Consider the following 23,436-nt stretch of genomic DNA (forward strand, 5'->3'; position numbering starts at 1 on the left):
GTCCGCCTCCTACCTTCCCCTCCTACCGGTGCACCGCCCACCGGTCCACAGTCGGCGAAGGGGAAGCCACCTCATGACGGACACAGCCGCACCAGCCCCGCCCCCCGCCCCCGTCCCCGACCCGGCGTCGGACGTCGTCCCGCCCGGGGCGCCACCGCGCAGTTACGCCAAACTCGCCGCCGACGAGAGCCGCGAGGACTTCTCGCTCCGCTACGCCCCGCACTCCTTCCGCCGCTGGTCGCCCTCGATGGTCGCGGGCACGGCGCTCGGCGGGATCGCCTATCTGGCCGACTTCGCCATCGGCGCTTCGATCGTCTTCACGTATGGCTTCACCAGCGGGTTCGCCTCCATCCTCACCGCCGCCACGATCATCTTCGTCACGGGCATCCCGATCGCCCGCGCCTGCGCCAAGTACGGCCTGGACATGGACCTCATCACCCGCGGCGCCGGCTTCGGCTACTTCGGCTCGACCCTGACCTCGCTGATCTACGCCTCGTTCACCTTCATCTTCTTCGCGCTCGAAGGCTCGATCATGGCGCAGGCCATGCACCAGGCGATCGGGCTGCCGGTCCAGTTCGGCTATCTGCTGACCACGCTGATCGTCATCCCGATCGTCTTCCGCGGGATGGGCGCGCTGGCGAAGGTGCAGGCGTGGACCCAGCCGATCTGGCTCATCGGACTCGTCCTGCCGTTCGTGGTGCTGGCGTTCAACGCCCCTGGTTCCTGGGGTGCCTTCACCTCCTTCGGCGGCACGGAGGGCGCGGGCTCCGGCTTCGACTGGATCGGCTTCGGACTCGGTACGGGCGTGGCGCTCTCGCTCATCGCCCAGATCGGCGAGCAGGCCGACTACCTGCGCTTCATGCCGGCCAAGACCGAGCAGAACAAGCGCCGCTGGAACATCGCCGTACTGGCTGCCGGGCCCGGCTGGGTCATCATCGGCGCTGCCAAGCAGCTCGGCGGCGCCTTCCTCGCCTTCGTCGCGCTGGAGGCCGTCGGCAAGACGCACGCGCTGGAGCCGATCGCACCGCAGATCGAGGCGCTCAAGCCGTGGCTCGGCTCGTTCGCGCTGCCGGCCGCCGCGATCTTCGTGATCGTCTCCCAGGTGAAGATCAACGTGACCAACGCGTACAGCGGTTCGCTCTCCTGGTCGAACTTCTTCTCCCGGCTGACGCACAAGCACCCGGGGCGGGTCTGGTACATCTTCCTCAACCTCGCCATCGCGCTGACGCTGATGGAGATGGACATGTTCGCCGCGCTGAACAAGCTCCTCGGCTTCTACTCCAACGTCGGGATCGCCTGGATCACCGCCGTCGCCGCCGACCTCGTCATCAACAAGCGGGTCGGACTGAGCCCCAAGTACATCGAGTTCAAACGGGCCTACCTGTACGCGGTCAACCCGGCCGGCTTCGGCTCGATGGTGATCGCCTCCGTCGTCTCGATCCTCGCCTTCTTCGGACTCTTCGGCGCGTACGCGGAGGCGTTCTCGACCTTCATCGCCGCCGGACTCGCCCTGGTGCTCTGCCCGTTGATCGCCTGGGCGACGAAGGGGAAGTACTACCTGGCCCGGCCGAACCCGGTCAACGGCCCGGACGCCGACGTCCCCGACATCACCGCCACCCATCTCTGCGCGGTCTGCGAGACGGCGTACGAGCTGCCGGACATCGCCGACTGCCCTGTCCGGTCGGGCCCGATCTGCTCGCTCTGCTGTTCGCTGGACTCCGAGTGCGGGGACGCCTGCCAGCAGGAGACGACGGCGGGTCCAGTGCTGATGCCGATGCCGACGGTGCGCACCGGCTGACCGAGCGGGCAGCCGAGGGGCGCGCGAACGGCGCGCGCCCCTCGGTTTTCGGCGCATTGTTGGCCGGATGCGTGTCTCTTTGTGTAAACACGTATCCGCTGAGTAAAGGTCAGGCGTAGGCTCGGGCATATGCGGATTGCGGTTTCCCGGAGATCTTCAGTGAGCGGCAGGCCGGCGGCGGGAGGGGCTCGGTGACGGACAGCGGAGCCGTACTCCCATGGCTGGTGATACGGCAGGACGACAACGGCAACCGCTATCGCGTCGCCCGATACGCCACCAGGGACGAGGCGCAGCAGATCGCCGACACCCTCGACGGGCGCGGCCAGCGAAAGCTCTACTGGGTCGAGCGCGTGAGCCAGCCCGCCCACTGAGCCCCGCCCGCTCCTCCCCCCGTACGGCGCGCCGCTGTCCCGCGCGCCGCCGCGCGTTACGCTCCGGCGCATGAGTGATCGAGTCGTGGTGGCCGGTGCCGTGTGCGACCGGGGGCGGCTGCTGGCCGCACGGCGCAGTGCGCCGCCCGAGCTGGCGGGCCGCTGGGAGCTGCCCGGCGGCAAGGTCGAACCGGGGGAGCTGCCCGAGCAGGCGCTGGCGCGTGAGCTGCGCGAGGAGCTGGGCGTGGAGAGCGAGCCGCTGGAGCGGATCCCCGGTGCGTGGCCGCTGAAGCCCGGCTATGTGCTGCACGCGTGGACGGTCCGGCTGCTCTCCGGCGACCCGCGGCCACTTGAGGACCACGACGAGCTGCGCTGGCTCGGCCCCGACGAGATCCATACGGTCGACTGGCTGGACCAGGACCGCCCCGCCGTCGCCGAGGCCGCCCGCCGGCTGCGCACGCCCTCGTAGCACCTGCCCCGGCCGTTGCCCCTGCCTGACCTGAACCCTGCCCCGGCCCTGCTCCGCCGTGCGCCCCCGTCAGGTCACTCCGTACGCCGTTCGTGCCACAGTGCGCCCGCCCCGAAGGTAGGCCGGGCGGAAAGCGGGGTATGCCCCACATTGACCCCACTCAGAAGATGCGGGTCTGCCGCCTGTTGTGGGAAGTGGTCGGCTTGATCGTTGCCGAGGGTGCCTGTGCCGAGTGGACCTTCCCTGCCGAGGTGAGTTCGGTGCGCCGGGCGCGGCACGAGGTCCGCGACACTCTTCGCCGCTGGCGGATCCCTTCCTCGGTCGGTGATGTGGCCGTGCTGCTGGTCAGCGAGCTGGTGACCAATTCCCAGCGCTACGCCTCCGGCCCGATCGGAGTGCGGCTGGACGTCCGGCCGCTCTCTTCGGGCCCTGACGGGGCGGCGGTTGACACCGCTTCGGCGCGCTGCGCACTGGTGGTCGAAATCTCCGATCCGGTCCCCGAGGCACCGACCGAACGGGCCGCGGGACCGGACGACGAAGGAGGGCGCGGACTGCAGCTCGTGGCCTGTTCCGCGAGGCGCTGGGGGACGCGGCGCGGCAAGACGGGTAAGACGGTGTGGTTCGAGCTGCCGCTGCTTGGTTAGAAGTGTGGGGGGACAACGATCACGTCCTGTCCGGCTCAAACAGACCGAGACCGTGATGTGATCGTGAACGGCGTGTCGGCCGGGGCCGTAGTGCTGAATACTGCGGGCAAGGCCGGTCCGGTGCGTGAGCTGGAGGGGACGGTCGCGTGAGCGAGATACCAGAGACGACGGGCGACGTCGTTTGGCAGAGCAGCCCGCCCGGCTCCATCTATGACTACATCCGGGTGGCTTCCTTCTCGATCGGCCCCGACGGGCTGGTCGACCAGTGGAGCGAGCGTGCCGCCGAACTCTTCGGCGTCACGGCGCCGCAGGTCAGGGGCAAGGACCCGATCGAGGTCTTCCTCCCGGACGAGCTGCGTCCGCACGGTCACCGCAGGGTCGACGAGATTCTGGACGGCAAGGAGTGGACGGGACTCGTGCCGTTCCGGCTCCCCGGACAGGACGCCGAGCAAGGTCTCGCCGAGATCTATGTGATGCCCAGTGAGACCGACGACGGCAGGCGCGGCGCGCTCTGCATCGTCGTGGACGTCCGGGCCTTGCGCCATATTGAGACGGACCTCGCCTCCTCGCAGGCGATTTTCGGCCAATCTCCTTTCGGGTTCCTGCTCTTCGACCTCGATCTGAAGATCCGGCGGGCCAACCAGCGCTTCGTGACCGTCTTCGGCGGAACGCCCGCAGGCCACCGCGGCCGGAGCGCCCACGACTATCTCTCGCCGCCCCAGGCCGACCGGCTGGTCGACGCGCTGCGCCGGGTCCTGGAGACCGGCGACCCGGTGACCGAACTCCAGCTCGTGGGCAGCGTGGACGGCTCCGCCGACCGCAGGTTCTGGTCCATCAACCTCTACCGCGTCAACAGCGGCTCGGGACGCGTCCTCGGCGTCGCCGCGATCGGCACCGACGTCACGCACCGTCAGATCGCCGCCCGTGAGGCCGCCAGCGCCCGCCGCAATCTCGCCCTGCTGAACGAGGCGAGCGCCAGGATCGGCAACTCGCTCGATTTGGAGACCACCGCACGCGAACTGCTCGACGTCGCCGTCCCCGGCTTCTGCGACCTCGCCTCGGTCGATCTCTACCAGAACCTGCTCACCGGCGAGGAGGCGCCGCCGGGACGCTGGAGCTCGACCGGCGCCGAATCCGGCGACGGCAGCGCCCGGCTGCGCAGGGTCGCCTTCGCCAGCGCCGTCTCCGACGCCCCGCTGGGCGCGGCGGGCGCCGTGCCGCACGACGGGTACGTGATGCCCGAGGTCGGCGCCGTGCACCGCTTCCCGTTCAGCTCGCTCAGCGCCGCCGCGCTGCGTACCGCCCGGGTGCAGACCGTCCCCGGCGAGACCGGCAGCCTGATCCAGTCGACGTTCGCGGTGCCGATGGTGGCGCACGACGCGGTCGTCGGGCTCGCCCAGTTCTCCCGTACGAAGGGCAGTGAGCCCTTCGGCGACCGGGACCGCGCGCTCGCCGTCGAACTCGCAGCGCGCGCCGCCGTCTGTATCGACAACGCCCGCCTCTACCGCAGGGAGCACGAACGCGCGCTGATCCTCCAGCGCAGCCTGCTGCCGCCCGGCGACCCCGAGGCGGCCGGACTGGACATCGCCTGCCGCTATCTGCCGGGCAACACGGCGACCGAGGTGGGCGGTGACTGGTTCGACGTTATCGAGCTGCCGGGACACCGCACGGCCCTGGTCGTCGGCGACGTGATGGGCCGCGGGCTACGGGCCGCTGTCGCCATGGGCGAACTGCGCACCGCCGTGAGGACGCTGGCGCTGCTCGACCTGGAACCCGCCGAGGTGCTGTCCGCGCTCGACGAGATCGCGCGCGGCCTCGGCACCCCCAGCGGCGCCCAGCAGGCCTCCCGGGTCGCGCACAAATCGCGGGACGCGGACCTCTCCGAGGTCTATCTCGCCACCTGTGTCTACGCGGTCTACGACCCGGTCACCCGGCGCTGCACCTTCGCCAACGCCGGCCATCTGCCGCCGGTCGTGGTGGAGCCGGGCGAGGCGGCCCTGCTGCTCGACGTACCGCCGGGGATGCCGCTCGGCGTCGGCGGCGAGCCCTTCGAGCAGGTGGAGGTCGAGCTGGCCGAGGACGCGCTGCTCGCCCTGTACACGGACGGTCTCGTCGAGTCCCGCGACCAGCCGCTCGACGAGGGCCTGAGCGCCTTCCGCGCCGCGCTCAGCAATCCCGTACGCCCGCTGGAGGACGTCTGCGACCACGTCCTGAGCACCCTCGACACCGGGCACGGCGAAGACGACATCGCACTGCTGATGGCCCGGATCCAGGGGCTCCAGCAGGACGCGGTGGGCGACTGGCGGCTGCCGCGCGAACCGCGCTCGGTCGGCCGCGCCAGGGAGCGCGCCCGCGCGCAGCTGCTCGCCTGGGATCTCGAACCGCTCGTGGACACCGTCGAGTTGCTGGTCAGCGAGCTGGTCACCAACGCCATGCGGTACGGCGAGGGCGAGATCAGGCTACGGCTGCTGCGCGATCGCACGCTCGTCTGCGAGGTGTGGGACGCGGGGCTCGTCCAGCCGCGCAGGCGGCGCGCCCGCGACACCGACGAGGGCGGGCGCGGACTGCAGCTGGTCGGGCTGCTGAGCGCCGCCTGGGGCTCGCGCCGCACGCCGCGCGGCAAGACCGTCTGGTTCGAACTGGCCCTGCCCGACGGGGACTCGTCGTCGGAACCGTCGGTGGAACAGCTCCTCAGCATGTTCTGAGCCGGCCGCTCAGCCCCGGTGGCCCTCATGGGGACGTCCCTCGTGGGACGCGACCCGGACCGTACGGGCCCTGGCCCGCCGTCTGCGCCTGCGGTACGTGTACGCGGCGCCGACGACGACGGCGAGCAGGACGGCGATGGGCAGGACGAGATTGGCCGATGCGCCGGGTGACCCGCCGCCGTCGGGGGCCGGGGTCGCCGCCGCGAGCGCGGGTACGGCCGGCCACCACGCGGTGACCAGCAGTACGGTCAGCGCGCTCGTCGCGACCCGGTACGTACGGGTTCTGTCACGGCGACCGATGAGAGACGTCACCTTTCGGACAGTATGTCCGGCAATACGCCCCCGCGACCGGAGAGAGTCCCGCTTAGTCTGTGGCCCTTCCGGGGGAGGGGGCGGACGGTGCGTACACAGCTGCGTGGATTCGGGTGGGGGCTGGCGCGGGGCTGGCGCGGCAGGCGGGCGCGGTGGCCCAAGAGAATCGCGCTGGCGCTCGCGGTGGTGATCGTCGTGCCGCTGCTGTCGGCGGCGGCCGCGCTGCGGATGAACTACGCGGGCGACCTCCAGGACGGCACCCGCACCCGCGGCCGGGACGCCATCTGGCTCGGCCATGCCTGGGTGGACGGACGCAAGAAGGACGCCGATCTCGCCGCGTTCGCCCGGCGGATCGACGGGACGGGGATCAAGGACCTGTACGTGCACGCGGGGCCGCTGGAGCACGACGGCACCCTGCCCGCCGACCGCTACGCACGCGCCGGGTGGCTGATCGCCGCCGTGCACCGCACGATGCCCGGGGTGCGCGTACACGCCTGGCTCGGGGACGTGCTGGCCACCGAGACCCCGGACGGGCTGCGCCTGGAGCGCGCGGCGACCCGCGCCGCCGTCGTGCGGTCGGCGGCGCAGGTGCTGGACGACGGGTTCGACGGGGTCCACTTCGACCTGGAGCCGCTGCACTCGGGCGACCGGCACTACCTCTCCCTGCTGGACGATCTGCGCGCCGTCACCGGGAAGCGGCACAAGCCCCTCTCCGTCGCCGCCCACCAGATCGACCCGCTGCCCGCCCAGCACACGGTCGCCGGCTTCTTCACCCGCCACCCCAAGTGGTGGTCGCAGGCGTTCTTCGCCCAGGTGGCCCGCAGGGTCGACCAGATCGCCGTCATGTCGTACGACACGGCGATGCCGGTGCAGAGCCTGTACGGGGGCTACGTGGCCCAGCAGACCACGCTCGCCCTGGAGGTGACGCCCACGTCGACGGACCTGCTGATGGGGCTGCCCTTCTACTACGAGGACGACATGAGCCACCACGGCCACGCGGAGACGACGGCGGCGGCCGTGCGCGGCGTACGGCTCGGCCTCGGCCGCACCGACCGCGACCGGCAGCGGTTCGGGGTCGCCCTGTACGTCGACTTCGCGGCGAGCGAGCAGGACTGGGCGTCGTACCGCGAGGGCTGGTGCGACCCGGTCTGAGGCCGGGCGCGGGCGAGGTCGCGTGCGACGGCGCCGGCTGATCCGGCGCCGCACCAAGAAAAACAGGCAAACTTGCAAGGCGGCCTGTCGATCTCGTACGGTGAAGCCATGTCCGAAAGCCACCCGAACCCGACGCCCGAGCAGGTCGCCGCCGAGGTGGCCGCCGTGGTCAGCACGTTGATGCGACGGCTGCGGACGACCTCCCCGGACAGTCTGCTCACCCCCTCCCAGCGGTCCGTGCTGTCCCGGCTGGACACCGAGGGCCCGGCCACCACGGCGGCGCTGGCCCGCGCGGAGTTCGTCAGGCCGCAGTCCATGCGGCTGACGCTCGGCTCCCTGGAGGAGCAGGGCATGGTCGAGCGGACACCGGACCCCGACGACGGCCGTCAGTCGGTCGTCTCGGCCACGGACAGCGGGCGGCACACCCTCGCCGGCGTGCGCGCCGCCAAACGGGACTGGCTGGCCGAGGCCATCGCCGGTGAACTGGACGCGGCCGAGCGGCGCACGCTCGCCGAGGCCGCGGCGCTGCTGCGGCGGCTGGTCGAGAAGTGAGCGACGCGACGACCGGCATACCGGCGGGCACGCTGCCCGAGCCAGGGAGTGCGGAGTCAGCGAGCCCCGAGCCGAGGAGTCCTGAAGAGAGCACCCCCGGCGGTCCCGCGCCGAAAGGCTTCAGCGGCCGGCTCACCGCCCCGCTGCTCATCGGCTCCCTGCTCAACCCGCTCAACACGACCATGATCTCCACGGCGCTGGTGTCGATCGGCGACAGCTTCGGGATCGGCGCCGCCGACACCGCCTGGCTCATCTCCGTCCTCTACCTCGCCAGCGCCGTAGGCCAGCCCGTACTCGGCAAACTCGCCGACGCCCTCGGCCCGCGCCGGATCTTCCTCGCCGGCCTGGTCCTGGTCTTCGCCTCCGGCCTGGTCGGCACCCTCGCGCCCATTTTCGGCTGGCTCATCGTCTCCCGGCTGCTGCTCGGCGTCGGCACCTCGGCCGCGTACCCCGCCGCCATGTCCGTACTGCGCGACGAGGGCCGCCGGGTCGGCCGTACGCCTCCCCGCACGGTCCTGGCGCGGGTCTCCATGGCGGCGCTCGGCAGCGCTGCCGTCGGACCGAGCCTCGGCGGGCTGCTGGTCGCCCTGGTCGGCTGGCGCGGCATCTTCGCGGTGAACCTGCCGGTGGCGCTGGTCGCCTTCGTCGCCGCGCTGATCTGGATCCCCGTCGACCCGCCGCGTGGCGCCGTGACGGCCGACAACTCGCTGCGCCGCTCGCTCGACCCGCTCGGCATCGGACTGTTCTCGACGGCGCTGACCCTGCTGGTCTTCTTCCTGCTCGACCTGTCCCACCCCCTGTGGTGGCTGCTGGCCCCGTTCGCCGCCGTCTCCGCCGTCCTGGTGTGGTGGCAGCTGCGCAGGCCGCGGCCCTTCATCGACCTGCGGATGCTCGCAGGCAACGCCCCGCTCGCCCGCACCTACCTGCGGCACGGCCTCAGCTATCTGCTGATCTACTGCGTGATGTACGGCTACACCCAGTGGCTGGAGGAGGGCCGCGGCTTCTCCTCCGGGTACACCGGGCTGCTGATGCTGCCGATGTCGGTGGCCGCGCTGGTCTGCTCGCTGCTCGGCGCCCGTACCAAGGGCATCCGGGGTCCGCTGGCGCTCGCCGCCGTCCTGCTCGCCGTCGGCGCGAGCGTGCTGGCCTTCGTCGGCGGACAGACACCGCTCGCCGTGCTGCTGCTGGTGGGCGCCTGCTTCGGCGTTCCGCAGGGGCTGATCGGTACGAGCAACCAGGCGGCCGTGCAGGCGTACGCCCCGCCGGAGGAGATCGGCTCGGCGGCCGGGCTCCAGCGCACCGCGCAGTACATCGGCGCCATCGCCGCATCCAGTCTGATCGCTCTCGCCTACGGCCGGCGGGCGAGCGACAGCGGTCTGCACCTCATGGCCGGTGTCTCCGCCGGTCTCGGGGTGCTGCTGATCATCCTGACCTTCACCGACCGGGCGCTACGAGCCCGTCGCTGACCCCCCATCGCAAGGAGCACCACCCATGACCGCCACCATCCTCGATCCCACCACCGCCCTGGTCGTCGTCGACCTGCAGAAGGGCATCGTCGGCCTGCCGACCGTCCACCCGGCCGCCGAGGTCGTCGAGCGCTCGGCGAAGCTCGCCGCCGCCTTCCGGGCCAAGGGCCTGCCGGTCGTCCTCGTCCGCGTCACCGGCGGCGCCCCCGGCCGTACCGAGGGCCCCGGCGGCTCCGGCCAGCAGCCGCCCGCCGACTGGGCCGACCTGGCCGAGGGGCTCGGCCGCGAGGACAGCGACATCGTCGTCACCAAGCAGGTCTGGGGCGCCTTCCACGGCACCGACCTCGACCTCCAGCTGCGCCGCAAGGGCGTCACCCAGGTCGTGCTGACCGGCATCGCGACCAGCATCGGCGTCGAGAACACCGCGCGCGCCGCCTACGAGCACGGCTACCACGTCACCGTCGCGACCGACGCCGTGACCGACATGGACGAGGAGACGCACCGCAACGCGGTCGAGCGGATCTTCCCGCGCCTCGGCGAGACCGACACCACCGAGGCGATCATCAAGCTCCTCGGCTGATCCGGCCGATCCGGCTGGCCGGGCTGACCGGGCTGATCCGGCTGATCCGGCAGTCACCGGCACCGCGCGACGCACGGCGGGGCCCGCATCCGACCGGATGCGGGCCCCGCCCTGTTCCCTGCCTCACTCGCCGCGTCGGCGGATCTTGTTGCCCAGCCAGACCAGCGGGTCGTACTTACGGTCGACGGCGCGCTCCTTCAGCGGGATCAGCGCGTTGTCCGTGATCTTGATGCCCTCGGGGCACACCTCCGTACAGCACTTGGTGATGTTGCACAGGCCAAGACCGTGGTCCTCCTGGGCCGTTCGCTTGCGGTCGAGCCCCGACTCGGCCGCCGCGTCCAGCGGATGCATGTCCAGCTCGGCCGCCCGCATCAGGAAGCGCGGCCCGGCGAACGCGGCCTTGTTCTCCTCGTGGTCGCGCACCACATGGCAGGTGTCCTGGCACAGGAAGCACTCGATGCACTTGCGGAACTCCTGCGACCTGTCCACGTCCATCTGCTGCATCCGGTACTCACCGGCGGCGACACCCGGCGGCGGTACGAACGCGGGGACCTCCCGCGCCTTCTGGTAGTTGAACGACACGTCCGTCACCAGATCGCGGATCACCGGGAAGGCACGCAGCGGGGTGACGGTGATCGTCTCCTCACGGGAGAAGACGGACATCCGCGTCATGCACATCAGCCGGGGCCGTCCGTTGACCTCGGCGCTGCACGAACCGCACTTGCCCGCCTTGCAGTTCCAGCGCACGGCCAGATCCGCCGCCTGGGTCGCCTGGAGCCGGTGGATGATGTCGAGGACGACCTCGCCGTCGTTGACCTCGACGGTGAAATCCTTCAGCTCGCCCCCGGCGGCGTCACCGCGCCAGACCCGGAACTTCGCGTCGTACGCCGTGGCGGTACTGGTACTGCTGGGAACAGTGCTGGCACTCAACTGTGGAGCTCCTCTTCGGCGAGGTACTTGACCAGCTCTTCCTTCTCGAACAGCGCGAGCAGGTCAGGACGGATCGGTTCGGTCGTCTGCCGGGTCAGCGTGATCTGGCCGTGTGCCGGATCGGTGGCGGCGAGCGCGCCCGTCGGATCGGCGAGGGCGCAGTGCAGATTCACCGGCCGCCAGTCGCTCGCCATCCCCGGCCAGTCCTCCCGGGTGTGCCCGCCGCGGCTCTCGGTGCGCTCCAGGGCGGCCCGCGCGACGCACTCGCTGACCAGCAGCATGTTCCGCAGGTCGAGCGCGAGATGCCAGCCCGGGTTGAAGGGCCGCAGGCCCTCGACGCCGGCCCGCCTCGCCCGAACCCGCAGATCGGCCAGCTTCTCCAGGGCCTGCTCCATCTCGCCCTCGCGCCTGATGATGCCCACCAGGTCGTTCATGGTCTGCTGGAGCTCCTGATGGAGGGTGTACGGGTTCTCCGGCGGCCCCGCGTTCGCGTCGGCGCCCACCGGGTCGGCCGCGCTGAACGGGCGCAGCGCCTCGGCCTCCGCGCTGTCGACCTGGGCCTGGTCGACGGCCGGGCGCCCGGCGAGGCCCGCCGCGTACTCGGCCGCGTGGAGACCCGCGCGCCTGCCGAACACCAGCAGGTCGGAGAGGGAGTTGCCGCCGAGCCGGTTGGAGCCGTGCATGCCCCCGGCCACCTCGCCCGCCGCGTACAGGCCCGGCACGCCGATCGTCGCCGCCGAGTCCGAGTCGACGGCGACACCGCCCATCACGTAGTGACAGGTCGGTCCCACCTCCATGGCCTCGGCCGTGATGTCGACGTCGGCCAGCTCACGGAACTGGTGGTACATCGAGGGCAGCCGCCGTTTGATGACGTCGGCCGGCATCCGGGTCGAGACGTCCAGGAAGACACCGCCGTGCGGTGAGCCACGGCCCGCCTTGACCTCGGAGTTGATGGCGCGCGCCACCTCGTCGCGCGGCAGCAGCTCGGGCGGACGCCGGTTGTTGTCGGCGTCGTCGTACCAGCGGTCGCCCTCCTCCTCCGACTCGGCGTACTTCTCCTTGAAGACGTCGGGGATGTAGTCGAACATGAACCGCTTGCCCTCGGCGTTGCGCAGCACCCCGCCGTCGCCGCGCACCGATTCGGTGACGAGCAGGCCCTTGACCGAGGGGGGCCAGATCATCCCGGTCGGGTGGAACTGCACGAACTCCATGTTCAGCAGGGGAGCCCCGGCGAGCAGCGCCAGCGCGTGCCCGTCGCCCGTGTACTCCCAGGAGTTGGACGTGACCTTGAAGGACTTGCCGATGCCGCCGGTGGCGAGCACCACCGAGGGAGCCTCCAGGACGAAGAAGCCCCCGGACTCCCGCTCGTAGCAGAAGGCGCCCGAGACCCGCTCGCCGTCCTTCAGAACCCTGGTGACGGTGCACTCCTGATAGACCTTCAGGCGCGCCTCGTAGTCCCCGAACTCCTTGAAGTCCTCCTGCTGCAGGGAGACGATCTTCTGTTGGAGGGTGCGGATCAGCTCAAGGCCCGTACGGTCGCCGACGTGGGCGAGCCTCGGGTACTCGTGTCCGCCGAAGTTGCGCTGGGAGATCTTGCCTTCGGGCGTGCGGTCGAACAGCGCGCCCCAGGTCTCCAGCTCCCAGACCCGGTCGGGCGCCTCCTTGGCGTGCAGTTCGGCCATCCGCCACTGGTTGAGGAACTTCCCGCCGCGCAGGGTGTCGCGGAAGTGGACCTGCCAGTTGTCGCCGGAGTTCACATTGCCCATGGAGGCGGCGATACCGCCCTCGGCCATCACCGTATGGGCCTTGCCGAACAGGGACTTGCAGATGACAGCGGTACGGGCGCCACGCTCGCGCGCCTCGATGGCGGCGCGCAGTCCGGCGCCTCCGGCGCCCACCACCACGACGTCCCACTGCCGGTGTTCCAGTTGCGTCATTTCTGAAGGCTCTCCCTAGAAGAAGCGCGGATCGTCGAAGGCTCCGGAAGCGACCAGGTAGACATAGAAGTCGGCGACCGCGACGCTGATCAACGAGGCCCAGGCCAACTGCATATGACGGTTGTTCAGCTTCCCGACCCAGCCCCACAGCCGGTAGCGCACCGGGTGCTTGGAGAAGTGCCGCAGCCGTCCGCCGATGACATGCCGGCAGGAGTGGCAGGAGAGGGTGTACGCCCAGATCAGCCCGATGTTGACGAGGAAGACCACCGAACCGAGACCCATATGGCCCCAGTGGTACTCCTCGTCGCGGAAGGAGAGCACGGTGTCGTAGGTGAGGACGACGGCGACGAGGACCGCCAGGTAGAAGAAGTACCGGTGGATGTTCTGCAGGATCAGCGGGAAGCGGGTCTCACCGCTGTACTTCTTGTGCGGCTCGGCGACGGCGCAGGCGGGCGGCGAGGCCCAGAAGCCCCGGTAGTACGCCTTGCGGTAGTAGTAGCAGGTCAGCCGGAAGCCCAGCGGGAAGATCAGGATCAGCAGCGCGGGGGACAGGCCCCACCAGCTGCCGAACAGGTCCCAGTTCGGGCCGTGCCGCATCGGTGCGCAGTTGTCCGCCACACAGGGCGAGTAGAACGGTGACACGTAGGGCGCCGAGTAGTAGTCGCTGTTCGCGAACGCCCGCCACGTCGAGTAGACGATGAAGGCGAGCAGCCCTGCCGCTGTCAGGGCCGGCGACAGCCACCAGCGGTCCGTCCGCAGATGGCGGGGGGCGATGGCGGCGCGTGTCGCGCCGTGCACGCCCGTACTGGCGCTGGGTTCAGTGGTACCGGTGGCCAACGAGTTCTCCAAACGAGAGGCCTTACGGGCTACGGCGCCCGCCGGTCGCTTACGCCCAGGCCCTCGTCGTCCGAATCCGTCCACAGCGCGCTGTTGTACGGGGTGTCGGGGATGGTGACCAGGTCGTCGGCGCGGCCGGCCGACGGGTGGTGGAGCTCGGTCACGGGCTGCTGCGCGAGACTCTGCTCCAACCGTCCGACCGTGCGGACCAGGTCGTCGAGGCAGCGTCGAACCGCTGTCAAATCGTCCTGCAGGGACATGTGTTGCCCTCACTTCCGCGGTCGCGGGTGGCATGCGGGGGTCTGGGGGACCGTCGCCCCCAGAGGGCTCTGTATGCGCCTGCGAGTGTTCCGCGTCACACTCCCTTTGACAAGACCGCCGTCACGGGTGCGGCCGGCGGTCCCGTTGGGCCGCACGGGTGGGTTTCGGCGCACGTGGCGCCGTGTCGCTGGCGTCGCCGCGACTCTTTCCCCTTCAGTGGGTGGGCAATAGGTGTGATCATCTCTAAATTCCACAAAACAGGATGAAGAGGTACAAGCCATGTCCCACGTCGGCGCCCCTCGCGGGAGGACATGCTCCCGGACGTTCCGCTCCGTAGCGCTCCTCACCACCGGTGTGCTCGCCCTGCCCGCACTGTCCGCCTGCAGCTCGGACGACAACGGCAGCGACGCCCCGGCCGCCGCCGTGGACGTCGCGCCGGCCTCGCGCGCCGCGGTCAGCCAGGGCGGCACCCTGCACTGGGCGATCGACTCGATGCCCGCCACGCTCAACGCCTTCCAGGCGGACGCGGACGCCGCGACCAACCGGATCGCGGGAGCCGTGCTGCCCACGCTCTTCACGCTGGACAAGCGCGGCAGGCCGCAGCTCAATCCTGACTACCTGGAGTCCGCGAAGATCGTCGACCGGGAGCCCAAGCAGGTCGTCTCGTACAAGCTCAACCAGCAGGCGGTGTGGAGCGACGGCCGGGAGATCGGCGCGCCGGACTTCGTCGCCCAGTGGCACGCGCTGCGCGGCCAGGACTCCGCGTACTGGACCGCGCGCAACGCGGGCTACGAGCGGATCGAGAAGATCGAGCGCGGCGGGGACGACCTGGAGGTCCGGGTCACCTTCAACAAGCCGTACGCGGACTGGAAGTCGCTGTTCAGCCCGCTGTACCCGAAGGAGGTCATGGGTACGCCCAACGCCTTCAACGACGGGGCGAGGACGGCGCTGAAGAAGACGGCGGGCCCGTTCACGGTCAAGAAGGTGGACCGCAAGGCCAAGGAGGCGACGCTCGTCCGCGACCCGCACTGGTGGGGCAAGCCCGCCAAGCTCGACTCGGTCGTGCTGAGCGCGGTGCCGAACAACGAGCGGGTGGCGGCCCTCGCCTCGGGCAAGCTCGACGTGGCCGATGTCGACCCCGCTGCGGCGAAACGTATCTCCTCGGCCGTGCAGGACAAGAACAGGGCCAACGGCCCGGCCCGCCCAGCGGCCGGCGCCGGCCCTGCGACGAGCGCCGGCCCGGCGGTCAGCGGCAGCCCCGCGGCGGGCCCCGCCGCCGTCCGGCCGCCCGCCCAGGTCTCCCCGGCCTCCGCGCTGCGCGCCTGGGCGCTCACGCACGGCGCCGACAAGGAGGAGCTCAAGGCGGCGGGCAAGTCGCGCAAGCAGACCCTCGCCGCGATCAAGGAGTACACGGAGCAGCAGCGCGAGCTGGGCGCCTTCCGGGTGCGCAAGTCGCTCGAACCGTCCTTCACGCAGCTCGCGCTGAACGGTGAGTCGGGCCCGCTCGCCGACGACCGGGTACGGCGCGCGGTGGCCAGGGCCATCAACCGCCAGACGCTCGCCAACGCCGTACTGAAGCCGCTGGGCCTGCCCGCGCAGCCGCTCGGCAGCCACCTGGCGCTGCGCGGCCAGCAGGCGTACGCGGACAGCAGCGACGCGCTCGGCAAGCAGAACACCCACGAGGCGCAGGCCCTGCTGGCCGACGCGGGCTGGACCGTGGGCGGCGCCCGCAAGGCGCCGGACGACGGGACGAAGGCCGGCAGCGAAGGCAAGAAGGACACGGAGAAGAAGGACACCGAGAAGAAGGACGCGGAAAAGACAGAGAAGAAGGACACGGAGAAGAAGGACGCCGAGAAGAAGGCGGAGAAGCCGAAGACGGAGGAGAAGTCGGACGACACGGCCGAGGGCGACGACAAGCCCGGCCAGGCCCCCGACGACTCCGACACCAAGCAGCAGGCCGTGAAGGCCGCCCAGGACACCAAGCCGGGCGGGGTGGCCGGCGCGTACGCACCGAGCGGCACCGCGGCCCCCAGCACGGTGGCGTCCAGTGGCGCGAAGGGCCCCAAGGCGGCCAAGGCGGCGAAGGTCCCGCAGATCGGCAAGGACGGCAAGCCGCTCACCCTGCGGTTCGTCCTGCCCTCGGGCCAGGGCTCCGAGCAGCTGCGCACCGTCGGTGAGCGGATCGCGCGGATGCTCGACAAGGTCGGGATCTCCACCCAGATCACCAAGGTCTCCGACGCCAGCTACTTCAAGGACTACATCGCCTCGGGCGACTACGACATGGCGCTGTACTCCTGGCCGGCGACCGCCTTCCCGGCGACCGACGGCCGGCCGATCTACGCCAAGCCGGAGCCCGCTTCCGACGGCTCGCTGCTGGTGGAGCAGAACTACACCCGGGTCGGCACCGACCGTATCGACCAGCTGTTCGACCAGGCGTCCGGTGAGCTGAACGAGGGCGACGCCCGCGATCTGGTGAAGCAGGCGGACGCCAGGATCTGGGCGGCGGCCGGCTCCATCCCCCTCTACCAGCGCCCGCAGCTGGTGGCGGCCAGGTCGGGACTGAAGAACATCGGGGCCTACGGTTTCGCCACCCCGCGCTACCAGGACATCGGCTTCGCCGGGTCGCACGGGCACGACGGCCCGCAGGCTGAAGTTTCGAAGAAGAAGTAGCTTCAGCGGCAGTAATACGAGAAGAAGAAGCGCTGCCGAACGGGCTCAAACGCTCATGACGGCATCAATTCACTTGCCCGCCGGCCCGTCCGGCGGGCAAGCTCGTACCGAGTCCTTGACCCGGGCACTCGACACCCCAGCAGTCTCCGTACGGCACCCCGGCAGTATCCGTATGTAACTGATCGACATCGTGATCCGGCCTCTCCCGACCGGGCCCGCAAGCTCCCGGTGCCCGCGCCCCGTACCATGGGAAGGGCCGTGGCGTGTCTGCCCGGCGGGCGGAGAAGGAAAACGCCGCATCCCACGATCGAGAGAAGCGCCAGCCAGCATGCCCACGCGCCACGACATCCGTAACGTCGCCATCGTCGCCCACGTCGACCATGGCAAGACCACTCTGGTCGACGCCATGCTGAAGCAGGCAGGCGCCTTCGCCGCGCACGCAGCCGAGCACCTCGACGACCGGATGATGGACTCGAACGACCTGGAGCGTGAGAAGGGCATCACGATCCTGGCCAAGAACACCGCTGTGAAGTACCACCCCAAGACGGGTGGCGATGTGATCACGATCAACATCATCGACACCCCCGGCCACGCCGACTTCGGCGGTGAGGTCGAGCGCGGCCTCTCCATGGTCGACGCGGTCGTACTCCTGGTGGACGCCTCGGAAGGCCCTCTTCCGCAGACCCGCTTCGTGCTGCGCAAGGCACTGGACGCGCGGCTGCCGGTGATCCTCTGCATCAACAAGACCGACCGCCCGGACGCCCGGATCGACGACGTCGTCAACGAGACGTACGACCTCTTCCTCGATCTCGACGCGGACGAGGAGCAGATCGAGTTCCCCATCGTCTACGCCTGCGCGCGTGACGGTATCGCCTCGCTGACCAAGCCGGAGGACGGCACGGTTCCGGCGGACAGCGAGAACCTGGAGCCGTTCTTCAGCACGATCCTGGAGCACGTCCCGGCCCCCGAGTACGACGAGTCGGCGCCGCTCCAGGCCCATGTCACCAACCTGGACGCGGACAACTTCCTCGGCCGTATCGCCCTGTGCCGGGTCGAGCAGGGCGAGCTGAAGAAGGGCCAGACCGTCACGTGGATCAAGCGTGACGGCACGATGTCCAACGTCCGCATCACCGAGCTGCTGATGACCGAGGCGCTCACCCGCAAGCCGGCCGAGAAGGCGGGCCCCGGTGACATCTGCGCCATCGCCGGTATCCCGGACATCATGATCGGCGAGACCCTCGCCGACCCGGAGAACCCGATCGCGCTGCCGCTGATCACGGTCGACGAGCCGGCCATCTCGATGACCATCGGCACCAACACCTCGCCGCTCGTCGGCAAGGGCGGCAAGGGCCACAAGGTCACCGCCCGCCAGGTCAAGGACCGGCTGGACCGCGAGCTGATCGGTAACGTCTCGCTGCGCGTCCTGGAGACCGAGCGCCCCGACACCTGGGAGGTGCAGGGCCGCGGTGAGCTGGCGCTGGCCATCCTGGTCGAGACGATGCGCCGCGAGGGCTTCGAGCTGACCGTCGGCAAGCCCGAGGTGGTCACCAAGCAGGTCGACGGCAAGACGCACGAGCCGATCGAGCGCATGACGATCGACTGCCCCGAGGAGCACCTCGGCGCCATCACGCAGCTCATGGCGACCCGCAAGGGCCGCATGGAGACCATGACGAACCACGGCTCCGGCTGGGTCCGCATGGAGTGGATCGTGCCGTCCAGGGGTCTGATCGGCTTCCGTACGGAGTTCCTGACGCAGACCAGGGGCACCGGCATCGCGCACTCCATCTTCGAGGGCCACGAGCCGTGGTTCGGTGACCTGCGGACCCGTAACAACGGCTCGCTGGTCGCGGACCGTTCGGGCTCGGTGACCCCCTTCGCGATGGTCAACCTCCAGGAGCGCGGGGTCATCTTCACCGAGCCCGGCACCGAGGTCTACGAGGGCATGATCGTCGGTGAGAACTCGCGCTCCGACGACATGGACGTGAACATCACCAAGGAGAAGAAGCTCACCAACATGCGTGCCGCCTCCGCCGACACCACGGAGAACGTGGTGCCGCCGCGCAGGCTCTCGCTGGAGCAGTCGCTGGAGTTCTGCCGCGACGACGAGTGCATCGAGGTCACCCCGGACACCGTCCGGATCCGTAAGGTTGTCCTGGACCAGAAGCAGCGCGGCCGCGCCGCTTCCCGGGCCAAGCATTCCTGAGGCAAAATCTCGGCTGACGTGACGTCAGTACGGACGGCCCGGCACCCCGCGAAAGCGAACGGTGCCGGGCCGTTCGTCAAGCGCCGCCGCTCACCGTCCGTGGATTTCCCGGCACCAAGTGTCCGGATATCGACCAACGCTCTCCGGAACGCGTGTTAACGGTCCGTTTCGCGGGTGTCTGCCTGGCCTGACTTTGTCCGGATTTCGGGCGGAGGGGGTGGGGGGATGTTGTCAAAACGAGACCCTTTAAGTGTGGTTTACGGCCCGGGCGTACTTAATAGTTGGCTCCATTGAGCTCGGGTCAATGGGTCATGCGCTGTGGGGAGCGCGGGCCCACGAGCACACTCGGGGTACTTGACGGGCGAGCCGGCAGGGGTGTCAGCGCGCGTAGACAGTGCCCTTCTCGTAGTGACAAGTGGACTCATGAGGAGGACCCCATGCGTGGTGCCATAAGCACCAAATGGGTCGGGCGCACGGTAGTCGTCCCCACGGGGGAAGAGCGATCGTGACAAGTCCAGTACAGACCGAAGACGCTCAGGCGTCAGGCGGACCCGACGCGGATGCCCTGTCGAAGGACGGGACGCAGGAAGCGAAGCAGGCGGCGGGGCTCTCGCCCGGCCAGCTGATGTGGCGACGCTTCAAGCGGGACCGCGCGGGGGTCATTTCCGCCATCGTCGTCATCTTCTTCTTCGTGATCGCGCTTCTCGCGCCCGTGATCAAGATGCTGTACGGCAAGGACCCCTACACCCTCTACGGCCAGGGTGAGGGCGGCGGGGACATCACCCTCCTCGACGACTTCAACATGCCCACCGGCAGCTTCGGCGGTGCGTCGGGTGCCCACTGGTTCGGTATCGAACCCAACCTGGGCCGCGACGTGTTCATGCAGCTGATCTACGGCATGCGGACCTCGATCTACACGGCCCTGGTGGCGACCATCGTGATGGTCTTCCTGGGCGTGCTGCTGGGTCTGGTGGGCGGCTACTTCGGCGGCAAGATCGACTACTGGCTCGGCCGGCTGACCGACCTGCTGCTCGGCTTCCCCAGCCAGCTGTTCTTCATCGCCTCCATGCCTGTGGTCACCGCGGCCTTCGTCCGTCCGGACGAGGAGACGCCGACCGCGCTGCGCGCGGCCGCGATCGTCGTGGTGCTGTCGTTCCTCGGCTGGATGGGTCTGTCCCGTCTGATCCGGGCCTCCACACTCTCCCTGCGTGAGCGGGAGTTCGTCGAGGCGGCAAAGATCGCCGGTGCTTCGCCTTGGCGGATCATCAGCAAGGAGCTGTTGCCGAACCTGGTCACACCCATCCTGGTTCAGGCGACGTTGTTGCTGCCGTCCACCATTCTCTCGGTGGCGTTCCTCTCCTACGTGGGTGTCGGCTACGTCGAACCCACCCCGGACTGGGGCCGGATGTTCTCGATCGGCAGTGGCATCTTCCAGCAGGACCCGGCCTACATGATCTACCCGGGTGTCGCCATGGTCATTTTCGTCGTGGCATTCAACCTTCTCGGCGACTCGGTCCGAGACGCCTTTGACCCGAAGTCCGGACGCTGACGTCCAGCTGAGGGGAAAGCTGCCACCCGGGCACCGGCCGCGACCGGATGAGCCAGGCAGCACCGATGGATCACTACTGACAGATGGGTACTCACCAGCATGAGCATCTTTGGCACGCGCAGAACACGTGCTGTCGTCGTCGCCCTGGCGGCCGGCTCGTTGGCGCTGACCGCCTGTGGCGGCGGCGACAGTGACAGCGGCACGAAGGACAAGAGCAAGACCCAGAAGGACGCCGCCAAGCAGTCGGCCGCCGTTACCTACGGTGACGCGCAGGTGTCCACGGGTCCCGCCAAGGAGGTGCCCGGTGCTCAGACCGGCGGCACCATGTCGGTCTACCAGGAGGCCGACTTCTCCCACCTGGACCCGGGCCAGAGCTACGTCAGCGACACCAAGCTCCTCGACCGGCTGCTCCAGCGCGGTCTGACGCAGTACGACGAGGACGCCAACGGCAAGCTCACCGTCGTCGGTGACCTCGCCACCGACTCGGGCAAGCAGACCGATGGCGGCAAGACCTGGACCTACACGCTGAAGAGCGGCCTCAAGGACCAGAACGGCAGCCCGATAACGTCGGCGGACATCCGCCACACGATCGAGCGCCTCTACGCCCCGTTCATCACGGACGGCCCGACGTACATCCAGAACTGGCTGTCCGGCGGCGGTACGACGTACCGCAAGGCCCTGCCCGACGGCGGCTTCGGCAGCAAGCACCTGCCCGACTCGGTGCTCGCCACCCCGGACGACAAGACCATCGTCTTCCACTTCAAGGACGCGCAGCCCGACCTGCCGCAGGCCCTGACGATGACCGGCTACTCCGTGGTGCCCGCCAAGACGGACACCAAGGAGAAGTACGACACGGCCCCGGTCGCGACCGGCCCGTACAAGATCTCGGACTTCAAGCCGGGCAAGTCGATGACGCTCGTCAAGAACACGAACTGGGACCCGAAGAGCGACTCGGTCCGTCACCAGTACGTCGACGGCTTCAACATCGACTTCAACCACGACGACGACGACCAGAGCAAGACGCTCCTCGCCGACCGTGGTGAAGCCAAGAACGCCATGATGTTCACCGGCCAGGTCTCCACCAACCAGGTCAAGAACGTCGTCACCAACGCCGCCGCGATGAAGCGCACCGTCCAGGGCTACGCCCCGTACGTGTGGCAGCTGAACTTCAACCTGGACCGCGTCAAGGACAAGCGCATCCGTGACGCCATCACGTACGCGCTGCCGAGCAACCAGATCTACAAGCTCGACGGTGGTACGTACGGCGGTGAGGTCGCGACCGGTCTGATGGCGCCGACCGTCCCGGGTTACGAGAAGGGCTACGACCCGTTCGGCAAGCTCAAGAAGCCCAACGGTGACATCGTCAAGGCCAAGCAGCTGATCAAGGAGGCCGGCGCCGAGGGCAAGAAGCTCGTCTACGCGTTCGGCAACACCCCGGTCCGCCAGCAGCAGGCCGTCGTCATCACCAACCGGCTGAAGGAAATCGGCCTGAACCCGGTGAAGAAGGAAGTGGACAGCGCCACCTGGTACGAGCAGATGGGCAAGATCCAGAACGGCATGGACCTCTACATGACCGGCTGGGGCCAGGACTGGCCGTCCGCGTCCACGGTGATCCCGCCGTCGTACGACGGAACCACCCTGCAGGACGGTTCTTCGGACTACTCGCACATCAACGACCCGAAGGTCAACGCCGCCATCGCGGCAGCCCAGAAGATCACTGACCCCGCCGCCGCCCAGAAGGCCTGGACCGCGATCCACCACGACATCGTGGAGCGCATCAACCCGGCGGCCCCGGTCTACTTCACCAAGGTGTTCCAGATCTTCGGCTCCAACGTCGGTGGTCTGCGCTACTCGTCGGACTCCAGCTACGTCGACGTGACCCGCGTGTTCCTCAAGAAGTAACACCGGAAAGGTAAGGCCCGTCCCGATGGTGCGCACCCGGCGGAGTGCGCACCATCGGGCCGCCGGGCCCTTCTCTCGACCCCCTCACAGCCGCCGTCCTGAGAGCAGCGACAACCCATGGTGCAATTCCTCATACGCCGGTCGTTCGGCGCGATTCTGATCCTCTTCCTCATCAGTGCCATCACATACTTCATGTTCTTCGCCATCCCCCAGGACCCGGCTCTGCTGGCCTGTGGCAAGAACTGCACTCCGGACGCGCTGGCCATCATTCACAAGAACCTCGGCCTGGATCAGCCGGTGCCGGTGCAGTACTGGCACTACCTCGTGGGCATCTTCGCGGGACGCGACTTCCCCACGGGCCACTGCCCGGCCCCCTGCCTCGGCATCTCCTTCGCCAACCAGCAGCCGGTGTGGAACACCATCCTGGACCGCTTCCCGCTGACGCTCTCCCTGTCGGTCGGCGGCCTCATCGTCTTCCTCGTCGTGGGCCTCGGCGCCGGCATGATCGCCGCGGCGAAGAAGGGCACCACGATCGACAAGGTGTTCAGCTCCGCCTCGCTGGTGCTCAGCTCGCTGCAGATCTACTTCCTCGGCCCGCTGGTCCTCCTTCTCCTGGTCTTCAACACCGGCTGGCTCGACAAGCCGAAGTACGTGCCGCTGACCGAGGACCCGGCCGGCTGGTTCATGGGGCTGCTGATTCCCTGGCTGGTGATCTCGGTGATCTTCACCGCCAACTACACCAGAACAGCGCGCTCGACGATGATCGAACAGTTGCAGGAAGAACATGTGAGAGCGGCTCGGGCCAAGGGCATGAGCGGCAAGTACGTCTTCTTCCGCTACGCCTGGCGCGGCTCGCTCATCCCGATCGTCACCATCCTCGGCATCGACATCGGCGCGCTCCTCGGCGGTGCCATCGTCACGGAGTTCACCTTCGGTCTGCCGGGCATCGGCCGGCTCGCCGTACAGTCGGTGACCGACAAGGACCTGCCGCTGACGATGGGCGTGATGATCTTCAGCGCCGCCTTCATCCTGCTGTTCAACGTCATTGTGGACGCCGCGTATGCGTTCATCGACCCGCGCGTGCGTCTGTCCTAGGAG

19 protein-coding genes are annotated in these 23,436 nt (G+C 69.2%); 14 read left to right on the forward strand and 5 right to left on the reverse strand.

Annotated elements, in window-relative coordinates; all coding sequences use genetic code 11:
* Positions 1-73 precede the first annotated feature (73 nt).
* The 5 genes from OHS57_RS24985 to OHS57_RS25005 all read left to right on the forward strand — a co-directional run bounded on the left by OHS57_RS24985 (position 74) and on the right by OHS57_RS25005 (position 5,987).
* Positions 74-1,798: a purine-cytosine permease family protein gene (locus OHS57_RS24985; RefSeq protein WP_041984918.1), complete on the forward strand. Its 1,725-nt coding sequence runs from the start codon at positions 74-76 to the stop codon at positions 1,796-1,798.
* A 191-nt stretch (positions 1,799-1,989) separates the two neighbouring features.
* Entirely contained in the window at positions 1,990-2,169 is a 180-nt protein-coding gene (locus tag OHS57_RS24990) for a hypothetical protein (protein WP_041984916.1), read from the forward strand.
* Between the two features lie 70 nt (positions 2,170-2,239).
* Positions 2,240-2,638: a (deoxy)nucleoside triphosphate pyrophosphohydrolase gene (locus tag OHS57_RS24995; RefSeq protein WP_041984913.1), complete on the forward strand. Its 399-nt coding sequence runs from the start codon at positions 2,240-2,242 to the stop codon at positions 2,636-2,638.
* 194 nt (positions 2,639-2,832) lie between these two features.
* A complete protein-coding gene (locus OHS57_RS25000) occupies positions 2,833-3,282 on the forward strand; it encodes an ATP-binding protein (protein WP_041995197.1) in 450 nt (149 codons plus the stop codon).
* A 146-nt stretch (positions 3,283-3,428) separates the two neighbouring features.
* Complete coding sequence (locus OHS57_RS25005) at positions 3,429-5,987, forward strand: SpoIIE family protein phosphatase (RefSeq protein ID WP_041984911.1); 2,559 nt, start codon at positions 3,429-3,431, stop codon at positions 5,985-5,987.
* A gap of 9 nt (positions 5,988-5,996) precedes the next feature.
* Here the strand turns inward: OHS57_RS25005 and OHS57_RS25010 are convergent, their stop codons facing one another.
* Positions 5,997-6,299 (reverse strand): hypothetical protein, encoded by a 303-nt coding sequence (locus OHS57_RS25010; protein WP_328583411.1) that lies wholly within the window; start codon positions 6,297-6,299, stop codon positions 5,997-5,999.
* A gap of 87 nt (positions 6,300-6,386) precedes the next feature.
* On the opposite strand from OHS57_RS25010, the gene OHS57_RS25015 reads away from it, so the two are divergent.
* From OHS57_RS25015 to OHS57_RS25030, 4 genes are all read left to right on the forward strand, one after another.
* Complete coding sequence (locus tag OHS57_RS25015; RefSeq protein WP_443042961.1) at positions 6,387-7,451, forward strand: hypothetical protein; 1,065 nt, start codon at positions 6,387-6,389, stop codon at positions 7,449-7,451.
* Between the two features lie 108 nt (positions 7,452-7,559).
* Entirely contained in the window at positions 7,560-8,003 is a 444-nt protein-coding gene (locus OHS57_RS25020) for a MarR family winged helix-turn-helix transcriptional regulator (RefSeq protein ID WP_041995194.1), read from the forward strand.
* Positions 8,000-9,469 carry an MFS transporter gene (locus OHS57_RS25025; RefSeq protein ID WP_443042962.1) on the forward strand — a complete coding sequence of 490 codons (1,470 nt, stop codon included), beginning with the start codon at positions 8,000-8,002 and terminating at the stop codon, positions 9,467-9,469. The genes OHS57_RS25020 and OHS57_RS25025 overlap by 4 nt, the downstream gene beginning before the upstream one ends.
* A gap of 25 nt (positions 9,470-9,494) precedes the next feature.
* Positions 9,495-10,049: an isochorismatase family protein gene (locus OHS57_RS25030; RefSeq protein WP_041984903.1), complete on the forward strand. Its 555-nt coding sequence runs from the start codon at positions 9,495-9,497 to the stop codon at positions 10,047-10,049.
* A gap of 123 nt (positions 10,050-10,172) precedes the next feature.
* Here the strand turns inward: OHS57_RS25030 and OHS57_RS25035 are convergent, their stop codons facing one another.
* The 4 genes from OHS57_RS25035 to OHS57_RS25050 are packed head-to-tail and all read right to left on the reverse strand — an operon-like array spanning position 10,173 to position 14,013.
* The gene (locus tag OHS57_RS25035) at positions 10,173-10,979 is read right to left on the reverse strand and encodes a succinate dehydrogenase/fumarate reductase iron-sulfur subunit (protein WP_328583412.1); all 807 of its coding nucleotides are present in this window, start codon (positions 10,977-10,979) and stop codon (positions 10,173-10,175) included.
* Positions 10,976-12,916, reverse strand: a complete 1,941-nt coding sequence (locus tag OHS57_RS25040; RefSeq protein WP_328583413.1) for a fumarate reductase/succinate dehydrogenase flavoprotein subunit — start codon at positions 12,914-12,916, stop codon at positions 10,976-10,978. Before OHS57_RS25040 ends, OHS57_RS25035 begins: the two co-directional genes overlap by 4 nt.
* Before the next feature lie 15 nt (positions 12,917-12,931).
* Positions 12,932-13,753, reverse strand: coding sequence for a hypothetical protein (locus OHS57_RS25045; RefSeq protein ID WP_328583414.1), 822 nt, complete (start codon positions 13,751-13,753; stop codon positions 12,932-12,934).
* 29 nt (positions 13,754-13,782) lie between these two features.
* A complete protein-coding gene (locus tag OHS57_RS25050) occupies positions 13,783-14,013 on the reverse strand; it encodes a hypothetical protein (protein ID WP_041984894.1) in 231 nt (76 codons plus the stop codon).
* A 280-nt stretch (positions 14,014-14,293) separates the two neighbouring features.
* Here OHS57_RS25050 and OHS57_RS25055 point away from each other — a divergent pair, with 280 nt between their 5' ends.
* The 5 genes from OHS57_RS25055 to OHS57_RS25075 all read left to right on the forward strand — a co-directional run bounded on the left by OHS57_RS25055 (position 14,294) and on the right by OHS57_RS25075 (position 23,433).
* On the forward strand, positions 14,294-16,684 hold the full coding sequence (locus OHS57_RS25055) for an ABC transporter family substrate-binding protein (protein ID WP_328583415.1): 2,391 nt from the start codon (positions 14,294-14,296) through the stop codon (positions 16,682-16,684).
* A gap of 328 nt (positions 16,685-17,012) precedes the next feature.
* Positions 17,013-18,887: a translational GTPase TypA gene (typA, locus tag OHS57_RS25060; protein ID WP_041984890.1), complete on the forward strand. Its 1,875-nt coding sequence runs from the start codon at positions 17,013-17,015 to the stop codon at positions 18,885-18,887.
* A gap of 505 nt (positions 18,888-19,392) precedes the next feature.
* Complete coding sequence (locus tag OHS57_RS25065) at positions 19,393-20,436, forward strand: ABC transporter permease (RefSeq protein ID WP_041984887.1); 1,044 nt, start codon at positions 19,393-19,395, stop codon at positions 20,434-20,436.
* Between the two features lie 99 nt (positions 20,437-20,535).
* Complete coding sequence (locus tag OHS57_RS25070) at positions 20,536-22,338, forward strand: ABC transporter substrate-binding protein (RefSeq protein WP_328583416.1); 1,803 nt, start codon at positions 20,536-20,538, stop codon at positions 22,336-22,338.
* A 117-nt stretch (positions 22,339-22,455) separates the two neighbouring features.
* Positions 22,456-23,433: an ABC transporter permease gene (locus OHS57_RS25075; RefSeq protein WP_041984881.1), complete on the forward strand. Its 978-nt coding sequence runs from the start codon at positions 22,456-22,458 to the stop codon at positions 23,431-23,433.
* The last annotated feature ends 3 nt before the right edge of the window (positions 23,434-23,436 follow it).

The organism is Streptomyces sp. NBC_00370, from assembly GCF_036084755.1.
Classification (GTDB): Bacteria; Actinomycetota; Actinomycetes; order Streptomycetales; family Streptomycetaceae; genus Streptomyces.

What these genes read in the sequence shown, in the direction of transcription:
- OHS57_RS24985 (WP_041984918.1), top strand. Translation starts at nt 74, where the DNA reads ATGACGGACACAGCCGCACCAGCCCCGCCCCCCGCCCCCGTCCCCGAC.
- OHS57_RS24995 (WP_041984913.1), top strand. Translation starts at nt 2,240, where the DNA reads ATGAGTGATCGAGTCGTGGTGGCCGGTGCCGTGTGCGACCGGGGGCGG.
- OHS57_RS25020 (WP_041995194.1), top strand. Translation starts at nt 7,560, where the DNA reads ATGTCCGAAAGCCACCCGAACCCGACGCCCGAGCAGGTCGCCGCCGAG.
- OHS57_RS25030 (WP_041984903.1), top strand. Translation starts at nt 9,495, where the DNA reads ATGACCGCCACCATCCTCGATCCCACCACCGCCCTGGTCGTCGTCGAC.
- OHS57_RS25040 (WP_328583413.1), bottom strand. Translation starts at nt 12,916, where the DNA reads ATGACGCAACTGGAACACCGGCAGTGGGACGTCGTGGTGGTGGGCGCC.
- OHS57_RS25050 (WP_041984894.1), bottom strand. Translation starts at nt 14,013, where the DNA reads ATGTCCCTGCAGGACGATTTGACAGCGGTTCGACGCTGCCTCGACGAC.
- OHS57_RS25055 (WP_328583415.1), top strand. Translation starts at nt 14,294, where the DNA reads ATGTCCCACGTCGGCGCCCCTCGCGGGAGGACATGCTCCCGGACGTTC.
- typA (WP_041984890.1), top strand. Translation starts at nt 17,013, where the DNA reads ATGCCCACGCGCCACGACATCCGTAACGTCGCCATCGTCGCCCACGTC.
- OHS57_RS25070 (WP_328583416.1), top strand. Translation starts at nt 20,536, where the DNA reads ATGAGCATCTTTGGCACGCGCAGAACACGTGCTGTCGTCGTCGCCCTG.
- OHS57_RS25075 (WP_041984881.1), top strand. Translation starts at nt 22,456, where the DNA reads ATGGTGCAATTCCTCATACGCCGGTCGTTCGGCGCGATTCTGATCCTC.